9 protein-coding genes and 1 other annotated feature are annotated in these 12,617 nt (G+C 48.2%); of the genes, 2 read left to right on the top strand and 7 right to left on the bottom strand.

The window, feature by feature from the left end:
* Position 1: 1 nt before the first annotated feature.
* A complete protein-coding gene (locus tag QP775_RS23240; RefSeq protein WP_285109134.1) occupies positions 2 to 1,378 on the bottom strand; it encodes a bifunctional folylpolyglutamate synthase/dihydrofolate synthase in 1,377 nt (458 codons plus the stop codon).
* A gap of 126 nt (positions 1,379 to 1,504) precedes the next feature.
* On the bottom strand, positions 1,505 to 4,174 hold the full coding sequence (locus tag QP775_RS23235) for a valine--tRNA ligase (protein ID WP_239332714.1): 2,670 nt from the start codon (positions 4,172 to 4,174) through the stop codon (positions 1,505 to 1,507).
* A 114-nt stretch (positions 4,175 to 4,288) separates the two neighbouring features.
* Positions 4,289 to 4,566 (bottom strand) — a binding site (T-box leader).
* A 267-nt stretch (positions 4,567 to 4,833) separates the two neighbouring features.
* On the opposite strand from QP775_RS23235, the gene QP775_RS23230 reads away from it, so the two are divergent.
* Positions 4,834 to 4,998, top strand: coding sequence for a hypothetical protein (locus QP775_RS23230; RefSeq protein ID WP_239332712.1), 165 nt, complete (start codon positions 4,834 to 4,836; stop codon positions 4,996 to 4,998).
* Between the two features lie 46 nt (positions 4,999 to 5,044).
* Here QP775_RS23230 and QP775_RS23225 read toward each other — a convergent pair whose 3' ends face one another.
* The 3 genes from QP775_RS23225 to hemL are packed head-to-tail and all read right to left on the bottom strand — an operon-like array spanning position 5,045 to position 8,969.
* A complete protein-coding gene (locus tag QP775_RS23225; protein WP_285109133.1) occupies positions 5,045 to 6,751 on the bottom strand; it encodes a LysM peptidoglycan-binding domain-containing protein in 1,707 nt (568 codons plus the stop codon).
* Complete coding sequence (locus QP775_RS23220; protein ID WP_285109132.1) at positions 6,748 to 7,653, bottom strand: RluA family pseudouridine synthase; 906 nt, start codon at positions 7,651 to 7,653, stop codon at positions 6,748 to 6,750. Before QP775_RS23220 ends, QP775_RS23225 begins: the two co-directional genes overlap by 4 nt.
* Before the next feature lie 14 nt (positions 7,654 to 7,667).
* Positions 7,668 to 8,969 (bottom strand): glutamate-1-semialdehyde 2,1-aminomutase, encoded by a 1,302-nt coding sequence (hemL, locus tag QP775_RS23215; RefSeq protein WP_239332706.1) that lies wholly within the window; start codon positions 8,967 to 8,969, stop codon positions 7,668 to 7,670.
* Positions 8,970 to 9,052: 83 nt separating this feature from the next.
* Here hemL and QP775_RS23210 point away from each other — a divergent pair, with 83 nt between their 5' ends.
* Positions 9,053 to 9,730 carry a Crp/Fnr family transcriptional regulator gene (locus tag QP775_RS23210; RefSeq protein ID WP_239332704.1) on the top strand — a complete coding sequence of 226 codons (678 nt, stop codon included), beginning with the start codon at positions 9,053 to 9,055 and terminating at the stop codon, positions 9,728 to 9,730.
* Between the two features lie 115 nt (positions 9,731 to 9,845).
* On the opposite strand, the gene hemB is transcribed toward QP775_RS23210, so the two are convergent.
* Entirely contained in the window at positions 9,846 to 10,844 is a 999-nt protein-coding gene (gene hemB / locus QP775_RS23205; RefSeq protein ID WP_285109131.1) for a porphobilinogen synthase, read from the bottom strand.
* A gap of 162 nt (positions 10,845 to 11,006) precedes the next feature.
* Entirely contained in the window at positions 11,007 to 12,617 is a 1,611-nt protein-coding gene (gene cobA / locus QP775_RS23200) for a uroporphyrinogen-III C-methyltransferase (protein ID WP_285109130.1), read from the bottom strand.

Below are 12,617 nucleotides of genomic sequence, written 5' to 3'. Positions count from 1 at the left end.
CTCACCAGCCTTTTTGAGAATCTGTTTGATAAAGAACATGCGAACGCACGTCAGATATTAAATATAAAGTACCTGTAACAACAGCCAGGTCGCCTGGTGCTGTCATTCCTTGTAACTGGGCCAGCGCCTGGCGCCAATCTGGTTCTATGATGATATGCGGACGTTTTGAATCAGACCCCAGCACATCTTCAGCCAACCGCGCGAGATCCTCCGCATCCATTTTCTTACGAAAATCAGGTTCCGTAATAAGTAAAGTATCCGCTAAGGGTAGTATATGACGCAGGACATCTCGATGATGCTTGGTGGACAGCATCCCCATCATGATATGACAGCGATCAAAGCGATACGTATCCCTCAGTGCTTGTGCAAGCGTCTCAGCGCCTTCTGGGTTATGCGCCCCGTCAACAAGCAGCCTCGGCTGCTCCCGGAGCATTTCCAGACGTCCTGGCCATGCCGCTTGCCGGAACCCTTGCAGAAGCTGTTCATCGTCGATGACAAATGCCATGTACTGACGCAGCACTTCCAGCGTCATAAGCGCAAGCGACGCATTTTTCAACTGATGTGCTCCATTCAGCGTGATAACCACTTTTTCAACATCACGAAAAGGACCGTGAAAAGCAAAAACTTGTTCATTTTCGATCGCGTGTGTCCGTTCGAAGCTAAACTTTTCATTCAGCGCATACAGCGTAGCTTGGCGTTCAGTTGCCTTAGCACGAATAACATCCAATGCCTCAGGCTGCTCTACCGTGGTTACTACAGGTACGCCAGGCTTGATGATACCTGCCTTCTCGAAAGCAATCTTATCAATTGTATCTCCAAGAATATCCATATGATCATGGCCAATATTCGTAATTACGGATACGATTGGCGTGACAATATTCGTCACATCCAAGCGGCCGCCAAGCCCCGTCTCCAGCACCACTACATCCGGATAGCACACTGTCGCATAGAACAATATGGCAATAGCCGTAGACACTTCAAACATCGTAGGAGAACCAAGCGATGTTTGTGCAATGTCCTGTACGATGGGACGAATTTGATTGGCTAATTCCACTAATGCCGAGTCAGAAATGTCTTCGTTGTTGTATTTAAAGCGATTCGTGAATTTCTCAATGTAAGGGGACGTGAATGTGCCCACATCATAACCCGCCGCCATCAGGGCGCTCGTCAAGATGGCACAGGTCGAACCTTTGCCGTTCGTGCCAGCTACGTGAATGAACTTCAGCCTCCGCTCGGGATGCTGAAGCCGCTCCATCATCAATTCGATCCGCTCTAGACCTGGGCGAATACCGAATGGAATTAAGGAATTAATCCAATCTATTGCTTGATCCACTTCTGTAAAAGGGGCGTATGCTCTGGACCCATTCGTCTCTGACATGATTCTCATCCTTCTTGTGTAATGTCATGAAGCGACCGAACGACACTCTCCTCAGAGCCGTGTATTCGGTCGCTTACATGTATCTATGAAATTTGCACGTCTCTTTAATAACTGTACTAGACTTTACTAGACTTCCTTCAGCTCTTGAATGCGGGCCAGAACCTTATCACGTTTCTCGCTGTAATCGCGTGCTTTAGCACGTTCTTCTTCTACAACTTTTTCAGGCGCTTTGGCCATAAAGCCCTCGTTGGCCAACTTCTTCTCTACCCGATCCACTTCTTTGATGAAATTGTCCAACTCTTTGTTCAGACGGGCAATTTCTTGATCGATATCAATCAGCCCAGCTAGCGGCAAATACATTTCTGCCCCGGTCACAATAGCGGTCATTACTTTGTTAGGTACAGCTGCATTCAATACAATTTCCAACTTAGACGTGCCACAGAAGCGTTCGATATAGTCCATATTACGCTGCAGCATCCCATCAATGCGAGCATCCGCAGGCTTCACGATCAGCTCCACCTTTTTGCTCATCGGTACATTCACTTCCGCGCGAATGTTACGAACAGCACGGATCATGTCCATCAGCATCGTCATTTCCTGTACAGCTTCTGGTGCCTCCAGTGCCGTATCGTAGGCTGGCCAAGACGCCAAAGTGACCGTCTCCCCTTCATGCGGAAGATGCTGCCAGATTTCCTCAGAGATATATGGCATAAACGGATGGATCATTCGCATTGTACGATCAAGCACATAAGCAAGGACGGATTGCGTCTTCTGCTTTTGGTTCGCATTTTGCCCATAAAGACTGAGCTTCGCGAACTCGATGTACCAGTCACACAGATCATCCCAAATAAAGTTGTATAGAAGACGTCCTGTTTCTCCAAACTCATAAGCATCGATCAAACGTGTAATCTCGCGCGCTGTCTCGTTCAATCGGTGCAAAATCCAGCGATCTGCCGTGCCGAGATCACCGCTGATGTCGATATCCGCATACGTGACACCCTCCAGATTCATCAAGGCGAACCGTGATGCGTTCCAGATCTTGTTCGCAAAGTTACGAGCCTGCTCTACACGCTCCCAACGGAAACGCAAATCCTGACCTGGTGTGCTGCTGGTAGAAATCATATAACGCATCGCATCTGCGCCGTAACGTTCGATTACTTCAATCGGGTCCACACCGTTGCCAAGCGATTTGGACATCTTGCGTCCCTCGCTGTCTCTAACGAGACCATGCATCAGAACATCCTTAAACGGAAGTTCGTCTGTGAATTCCAGTCCCGTAAATATCATACGCGATACCCAGAAGTAAATGATGTCATATCCAGTAACAAGCACGTTCGTTGGATAGTACCGCTGCAAGTCTTCACTGTCGACATTCGGCCAGCCCAGCGTCGAGAATGGCCATAAGGCAGAACTGAACCACGTATCTAATACGTCATTATCCTGCTCTAAGTTGTGTTGTCCACATGAAGAACACGCCGTTACATCCGTCTCCGATACGTTTAGATGACCACAGTCCTGACAATGCCATGCAGGAATCCGATGGCCCCACCACAATTGGCGAGAGATAACCCAGTCACGAACGTTCTCAATCCAGTGTAAATAAATTTTCTCAAAGCGATCAGGCACAAAATTGACGCCTTTGCCCGATTTCTGCGCTTCAATGGCGCGCTCCGCAAGTGGCTTCATTTTCACGAACCATTGTGTGGACAAGTATGGTTCTACTACCGCACCGCTGCGTTCACTGTGGCCTACTTGGTGTACATGCTCTTCAATGTGAATCAGCACGCCCTGCTCCTGCAAATCTTTAACGATCTGCTTCCGGCATTCGAAACGATCCAAACCTTGGTAAGGACCCGCAAGTTCGTTCATCTTTCCAGTCTCATCCATAACCGTAATCTGTGGCAATTGGTGACGAAGGCCAACTTCAAAGTCATTTGGATCGTGAGCAGGCGTAATCTTAACAGCCCCGCTTCCGAAATCCTTCTCCACGTACTCATCTGCAATAATCGGAATTTCACGATTCACAACTGGAAGTACCAACGTCTTGCCAATCATATGCTGGTATCGTTCATCTTCTGGATGTACAGCAACAGCCGTATCACCAAGCATCGTTTCTGGGCGTGTTGTTGCTACCGTAATCGAGCCGCTTCCATCTGCAAGCTGGTACTGCAAATGGTACAATGCACCCTGTACTTCTTTATATTCCACCTCGATATCAGACAGCGCAGTACGTGCTGCTGGATCCCAGTTAATAATGTATTTGCCGCGATAAATCAAACCTTTATTATACAAGTCTACAAATACTTTGCGGACCGCGCTAGACAAGCCTTCATCCAGTGTAAAGCGCTCACGGGAAAAGTCGAGTGACAACCCCATTTGCTTCCATTGGTCATGAATTCGATTCGCGTATAGTTCCTTCCATTCCCATACTTTCTCAAGAAACTTCTCTCGACCCAGATCGTAACGTGAAAGTCCTTCTTCACGCAGCTTTTGCTCCACCTTTGTCTGCGTAGCAATCCCAGCATGGTCAGAACCCGGGAGCCACAACGCATCGTATCCCTGCATCCGCTTCGTACGAATAATAATATCCTGCAGTGTAAAGTCGAGAGCATGTCCAATGTGGAGCATACCTGTAACGTTTGGAGGCGGAATCACAATTGTGAAAGGCTCCGCGTCTTTATTGCGTCCTGCTTTAAAATATTCGCCTTTCATCCAAAAGTCGTACCATTTTTGCTCCGCTGCCTTCGGATCATACGTTGTTGGCATGGATAGCTGCTGTTCGTTCGTTTCCGCCATAAATAACCCTCCATCAATTTGTCATATATTTGGCAACAATTAAATGTAACGCATCAGACTTTTTAAGTGCACGATCTAGGTATCGTCGTGAACACAACAAAAAAACCTTGCGCCTCAAAGGACGAAAGGTCTGCTTCCGTGGTACCACCTTTATTCTGCAGCAGAGGACAATATAACGTCACATCATTCTCATTCACTGCAGCTCTTCATTGGCATATAACGGCTGCTACCGTCCTCTTCTAGCAGGAATCAAGCCGTAACAGCTGCATTCCATGTTCAAAGGGGCGACTCCCAGGTGACTTCAGCGATAGCTTGACCTGCAGACGTTCCACCAACTCGCTCTGCTCTCTGAAAGGGTCTATACGCTTACTCTTCCCGCTCTGCGTCTTTCTTGTCATCCATATAAGTGTACTACTTTCCTGCTTATGGCTGGACAGCTTATGCCACCTGCCAAATGTAACATTTACAACATATTGTACCTTTGTGAACTAGACCCGTCAATAGACGAAACGAGGAATTCCGCTTATATTCAGTCATATCCCGAATTTGGTATTTCATAACATGTAAGAGGGTACAAGTTTTAGTGGCTAGATTCTCGGCACTTACACAACCAATTGAGGTTCGGTTATTTGTATCCCAACATATACGGGGGTGTTTGGATGGAACGTTGGTGGTGGAGAATGCGTCATACGGTCAGAAGTATCGTCTTTCCATTAATTTGTCTTCAGTTTCTGCGTACGTTGATATTTCCGACCTGGATTGATGTATTACTCTTGTTTGTGTTGTTCATTGTGCTGCTTGGTTTGCTGTTAAATGTATTTTGACATAAACAACCCCCATCCGATTTCAGATCGGATGGGGGTTCTCTAATTAAGACGTTGCTGCTGAAACAGACGGAATGTACAGTACTTGACCTTCGCTGATGGAAGGCTCTGCAAGTCGATTGTACAGTGCAAGTTCCCGTGGATTCAACTGGTAGCGGTCCGCTATAGAATCTAGTGTATCCTGTCTTTGCACGATACACATGCGCACTCTGCTGAAATGACTATCATCGTGCACTCGATTCAAGAAGATGGACTGCCAATGTACATCTTCGGTCACAGTTTTGCTCGCTTCCTGCTGCGCGGCCTCTTCCTCAGCTTGACGGATTACAGCCTCACGTTCTTTGTCCTTGGCTTGACGGCTGGAGTGAAGCAGCGTACTGAAGCCAAGTCCCTGCTCTTGCTGCGGAGCAGCAACAGGCTTTGTGCTTCCAATAGCCACCTTCATTTCTTTCTTATCTGTGCTCACTTCTGTATCTATTTCCGCTGTCTGCTCAACAGCTGATGAGGTATCCGCTCGATTTTCACCCGCTGAATCTGAATCTATTACATCTACTTCCGGCTGTTCCGCCTCAACCGAAGGCACATGAGCAGCCTGAGCAACTTCCCGCTCTTCGCTTTCAGATGCAGATATAGTTCCCTCTGCTGCTAATCCAGTCTCAGCTTCCCCCAGCGCTGATACCGATGCAGTCGCCCACGGTGAATCAGACCACGTCCATGAATGCTCGCTCGACTGCTGTAAGCCATGTTGTTCGGCTTGCGGCGCACGGGCCTCGACTCTTTCGTCAAAGTCAGCCGGCTCGCGCTGAACGGTTTCGGCTTGCTCATAAGCAGTAGTGGGTTCCTCCTGCCATTCATAGCTGCTTGATGCAGGAAATTCTTCCTCTCGCTGTTCCACAGCATATGCTGCCCCGGGTGCTGCTTGATATTGCAAGTGGCTGAATGGCTGCTGCAGCGCCTCGTCGGCCGACCATTCTGGAGCGGATGACTGACATGAACTTTCAATCGTACTTTCCAATGAAGATATACCTGCAACCTGGTCTTCATGGTTAAACTGCGATTGCTGTGGTGCCAATGATCCTGACGACGAATCAGGCTGAGCCGTATGGCTTCCATAATCCTGAAGCCATGAAGGTTCTGGCGAAGGCGAAGCCTCTTGACGCACTTCAGCGGCTGGCTGCTGGGCTTCGTGAACAACAGTAAATTGTTCGGTTTCCCAAGCAGTCGGCTCAGGCTGCTCCACGTATATGCCTTTTAAAGACAGCACGCCGGTAATATTTAACGATCGCGTGGACAACAAGTCCACGTCAAAATGTTCAATATCTACACAGATGTCATCCAGACTGCGCACCCGATTAAGGGGCAGTGTAATCTCTACGGGAATCCAATGTTCTAATGACTGACTGCGGCGGTCATCTCCCGTGCCTAGATAGACCCCGGACAACAATAAGCTGCCCCTAACCGTCACCTGCTCACCAGCCGGAATCACTTGAATATGAGGTGTTAGCTCTACCTCCTCAAGCTGGTCAATACCGATTAATTCATCGGCCAAATGTACGCGCTCATAAATATCAAATCTTAACCCATAAGATTCATCATACACAGACTGCTCCTCCTCCCGCAGTTCATCCTGCCGTCCATCCCTTGTGCGCAGCCGTACATTGTACGGAGGAATAAAGGCCGATACAACAAGACCAGACTCTTTCCTTATTTCATCATATGGGAGTTGCAGAGGAAGCATGACTATATTTTTCAAACAGGCAATAGAAGACGTTCAAGATCATCAGGCAAAGGGACTTCAATCTCGATATGCTGTCCTCCGAAAGGATGGCAGAAGCTGAGCTTCCTACCGTGCAGTGCTTGTCGGTTCAGCTTCTCGGAACTCCCACCATATAAGACGTCTCCAAGTAAGGGAAAACCTTTATAGCTCATATGCACCCGAATCTGGTGTGTTCTTCCTGTTTCTAGCGTAAGTGCTACGGCTGACGTCTCTTCACCGTCATGATCTTTGCCTGCAGCCATAACCTCATAGTGAGTTATCGCCCGATCACCATTAGGTGTGACTCGGCGTCTACCGCGATGATGCCGATCTTTGCCTATAGGCGCATCTATCGTCCCTGATACCGGGGTCACCTTACCATGAACCCAAGCCACATAATGACGCTGAATGCGTTTCTCACGCATAGATTCATCCAAAATAGCATGCGATAGCGCTGTCTTCGCATACAAGACAGGCCCCGTCGTATCCGCATCGAGACGATGGATGTGACGCACGCGCACCTCCTGTCCGGTCCACGCATAATGACAAGCAATTGCATGGGCAAGTGTGCTGCGGGCCTTGTCTTGCGCCGCGTCCGCCGCGTGAACAGGCATGCCAGCAGGCTTATACGCAACAAGACAAGCGTCATCCTCATAAAGAATATGCGCCGGTTCATCGGCAGGTTCAACGTCGCCATGCTCAGCCGCAAACACACGTAAACGCAGTCTGTCTCCGGCCGTCTTTATCCCATCAGTCGTCTTCCAAGTCTTGAATAGATGGAGAGGCACACGCAAGGTGTGCCTCAGCCATTGCTCCATATGTGCTTCATCAGTCAACACGGCACGACCTGGCATAAACTCCAACCATTCGCCCCGCTTTTTCCAATATCGTTCGCTCATCTTAACCTCTCGTCTTACAACTGTTTTAGCGCTGCATAATGCGCTTCTATTGTACGGTCTATATCTTCATTCGTATGAGCATTCGAGACAAACATCCCTTCGAATTGCGAAGGCGCCACGCTAACACCCTCATTCAATAGATGTTTAAAGTATGAGCGGAAGCGATCTAGGTCTGATGTCCGCGCCGTATCGAAATTGGTGACCTCATGATCCGTAAAGAACGGGCACACCATAGAACCAACACGGTTAATCACACTAGCTATCCCAAGTTCTCTTGCATTTCTCTCTAACCCATCCTGCAGTCTTGCAGCTTTGGATTCCAGATTGTCGTATACGTCTGGAGTTAATAAAGAAAGAGTTGTGTATCCAGCAACCATAGCAAGTGGATTACCACTTAATGTGCCTGCCTGATAAATCGGACCACTTGGTGCAACCTGCTCCATCAGATCACGACGACCTCCATAAGCACCAACTGGCAGACCGCCGCCAATCACTTTACCAAAGCAAGTCAAATCTGGAATAACACCAAATCTCCCTTGGGCACAGTTATAATGTACGCGGAACCCCGTCATTACTTCATCAAATATGAGCAAACTGCCAAACTTAGTTGTTAACGCTCTCAGACCTTCAAGGAACCCCGGCAATGGCGGCACCACTCCCATATTGCCAGCTACCGGCTCTACGATAATGCATGCTATCTCTTCCCCGAATTTGTCAAAGGCCAGCTTGGCAGACTCCAAATCATTATAGGGAACTGTGATTGTATTGCTGGCTACTCCTTCTGGAACTCCTGGACTATCCGGCAATCCCAATGTAGCCACGCCAGATCCTGCCTTGATCAGCAGACTATCGGCATGCCCGTGATAAGAACCTTCAAACTTCACGATCTTGTTGCGCTTTGTAATGCCCCGAGCAAGTCGAATTGCACTCATCGTTGCTTCTGTGCCTGAATTTACCATACGTACGATATCCACTGATGGCACTCGCTCACATACGATACGTGCCATTTTAGTCTCAATCTCCGTAGGCGCACCAAAGCTAGTTCCGCGCGCTGCAGTTTCTTGAATCGCTTGAATAACCTCGGCACGCGCATGTCCGAGAATTAGTGGTCCCCATGAACCTACGTAATCAATAAAAACATTACCGTCGATATCATATACACGCGACCCTTCTCCACGTTCCATATAAAGCGGAGTTAAACCAACTGATTTAAATGCACGAACAGGGCTGTTTACCCCACCTGGAATATATTGCTTAGCTTCCTCAAATGCTGCTTTGGAGCGGGTATCACGTCTTAACTCATTTTTTTCAGTCAACTTCAACACTCCTATCTATATTCATCTTATTGAATATGTTAAACTATTAGAAAATTGGCATGGGCAAAAAAGAGGTAACAGTCATGATTGAATTACTTAAACGTGTTCCGCTGTTTGCGGATATGACGGACGATCAGCTTAATATCGTCTTTTCTATCACATCACGCCATGAATTTGCCGCGCAAACTGTACTTTTTAAGCAAGGCGATCCTGGAAACACTTTTTATATCATCATTCGCGGTTCCGTGAAAGTGTTTACCTCCAATAAGGAAGGGCAACAGAAGATACTGGACGTATTTCAAACAGGTGACTGCTTCGGCGAGCTCGCACTCATTGACGGCAAGCCACGCTCTGCTACAGCGGAATCGCTGGAAGAGACCGTGCTCCTAACCGTCACCAATGAAAGCTTCCATCTACTGCTGCGGGCACATTACGATATTGCACAGAAAGTTATGGTTCAGTTGTGCAGTCGGTTGCGTGCAACGAACGGAGATGTGTATGATCTGACGTTCCTTGATCCTTCCGCACGCATCGTTAAGAACATTGTAAGGAATGCGCAGCTTCATGGCAGACGAGTCGGCGACAAAATTGTTATTTGCTCTGAGTTCGATCGTAATTCTATGTCAGGTCTTGCAGGCGTTGATCTTCTCGTCCTTGATGAAGTGTTACGAGAATTAGAACATCAACGTATCCTAACGCTAGGACGCAAAGAGTATACACTAGACGTGACAAAGCTGTATCAAAGCAGTTATGTAGGATAGGAAAGTTCTGTACTTATTTCACAGGTCGATCAGGAACAATGGCAATCCAGTTGTGGATTGTCGTGTCCTCATCGGCCTGTTTTACATCCTGATTCAGGTTTACAACATGCAGGTACTAATTGTTCAACCATCTAGCCATATCTTTGGCAAAGTACGTAATAATAAGGTCTGCTCCTGCACGCTTCATACCAAGCAGCATCTCACTCACGATTGCTCGCTCATCTACCCAGCCTTGGAGAGCAGCTGCTTTAACCATAGAATATTCTCCACTGACATTGTAGGCCACGATCGGAAGATCGAATTGGTTGCGCAGCGTACGAATGATGTCCATATAGGCAAGCGCGGGCTTGACCATAAGCATATCGGCGCCTTCTACCGCATCCGCTTCTGCTTCACGCAATGCTTCACGCGCATTGGCCGGGTCCATCTGATACGTCTTGCGATCTCCGAATTGAGGTGTCGAATGCGCCGCTTCACGGAAAGGACCGTAGAACGCCGATGCATACTTTACAGAATACGACATAATGGGAATGTCTGTGAATCCTGCCTCATCTAATCCTGATCGAATCGCATGGACGAATCCGTCCATCATATTGGAAGGTGCGATGATGTCCGCTCCTGCTTCCGCTTGGGATACTGCGGTCTTTACCAAGTACGCAAGCGAAGCGTCGTTGTCAACATCACCTACTGTGCGACCATTCACCTCATGGACGTGCACCATTCCACAGTGACCATGATCGGTAAATTGACATAAGCATGTGTCCGCAACAATCACCAGATCCGGATATTTCGCTTTAATTTGGCGAGTCGCTTGTTGAACAATACCATTGGTATCGTATGCTGAACTGCCCGTCGCGTCTTTTGACGTTGGTACGCCAAACAATACGATTCCAGGAACGCCAAGGCGAACGATCTCATCTACTTCAACATCAAGCATATCCAGTGAAAAATGATAAATACCTGGCATCGAACTGATCTCTTCTTTTATTTGAGTGCCATGTGTAACAAAAATAGGCATGAGCAGGTCATCTGTCGTCAAGATCGTTTCACGCACCATACTACGAATTCCTGCTGTCTTACGCAAACGACGTAATCGTGTAATCGGATATGCCATTATCAATGTCCTCCTTCAGCCCTATTCAGGCATTACATCCTTTGGTTATTATTAATCTTTGTCATTTATCCAATAATGGAATTACAGCAAACCTTTTGATTGCCACACTTCTAATATCGCACACAACATCCATTGTATTCATCAGTATGCAATAGACGTTATCTAGCAATATTCTCTCATTTCTCGGCGCTGCAGTTCCACGACATGCAGGATGCTCTCCATAACACCGTCCATCGTTGCTTCTTTCGCCACTGCCGCTACTTTCAATCCGGCATTCCGCGCTGTATTCGCTGTAATCTCACCAATACATATGATAATGGTCTGGTTCAAAAGCTCTACCGCATTCTCTACCCCAGACTGATGGAGCAATTCGAGCAGGTTATGAACAGTAGACGAACTGGTTAACGGCACAATTTGAATTGCACCTTCTTGCAGCAGCTCCACCATATGCGGATCGTTGTTGTCGGGAAGGATTGTTTCGTATATGTCAAGCTCATCTACCTGTATCTGAGCACCGCGCAACATCTCGCCCAACCAAGGTCGCGCAAGATCACCTCTCGCCAGAAGCACCTGTTGTCCTGGTTGTGCTTCCTGCTCAAGGATCGACCATACCCCTTCTTGACTAAACTGTTCCGCGACTCGATCAGGAATAATTCCGTACTCCTGCATGGCCTGAGCCGTCTTGGGCCCTACTGCCACCATGCGCGCCCCTGCTATACGACGAATATCCGTCTTCGTACGCTTCATATGCTCCATCCAGTATTGGACACCATTTGCGCTTGTCAGCACGATCCAATCATAAGAATGCAGTCTAGCCATAACACGATCAATCTGCTCCAACTGCTGCTCGTCACGAGGCATACGAACCTCAATAACCGGATACTCGTACGGTTCACCGCCAAGATCTTCAATCGCACGCACAAACGTTTCCGATTGTGTGCGTGCACGTGTGATCAGTACACGTTGCCCGAACAACGGCCGCATTTCTGCCCATTGCAGCAGTTCACGTTCAAGCACAACATCACCAACCACAATTACAGCAGGCGAACTAAAGCCTGTCCGTGCTACTTCATCCGCAATTGTGGACAATGTGCCTACAAGGGTCTGCTGCTCAGCACGCGTCCCCCAGCGAACGATGGCTACTGGTGTTTCTGGCGAACGTCCGTGTCGAACCAATTGCTCTGCAATAACACGAATTCGCCCAACTCCCATAAGAAACAACAATGTGCCTGTTGCTTGTGCAAGCTTTTCCCAGTCCACACGCTCATCCAGTCGTTCGGGCATCTCATGTCCGGTAATTACACTAAAGGAAGATGCACGTTCCCTATGGGTAACGGGGATACCTGCATAAGCGGGAACCGCTACTGCAGAAGTTACACCCGGTACAATCTCAAAAGGCACGCCGTGCTGCTTCAACAGTGCTGCTTCTTCTCCGACACGTCCGAATACGCAGGGATCGCCGCCTTTAAGCCGAATCACACGCTTTCCTTCCAATGCCAACTCAACGAGCAGTTGATTGATCTGTTCTTGCTTCATAGCGTGCCGGTCTGGAAGCTTCCCGACATATATTTTGACTGCGCCTGGTTTAGCCATCTGTATCAGGCGTGGGCCAGCGAGTCGGTCATAGACGACCACATCTGCTTCTTGCAAATAACGCATGCCCTTGACTGTGATCAGCCCTGCATCCCCAGGCCCAGCTCCAACCAAATATACAACACCAACCGTGCTCACTTCTAAGCTTCCTTGCATGACGCCACGATCGCTTCCCCCCAT

Source organism: Paenibacillus sp. UMB4589-SE434 (assembly GCF_030226685.1).
Classification (GTDB): Bacteria; Bacillota; Bacilli; order Paenibacillales; family Paenibacillaceae; genus Paenibacillus_B.
This window is presented reverse-complemented; position numbering and strand designations above follow the sequence as displayed.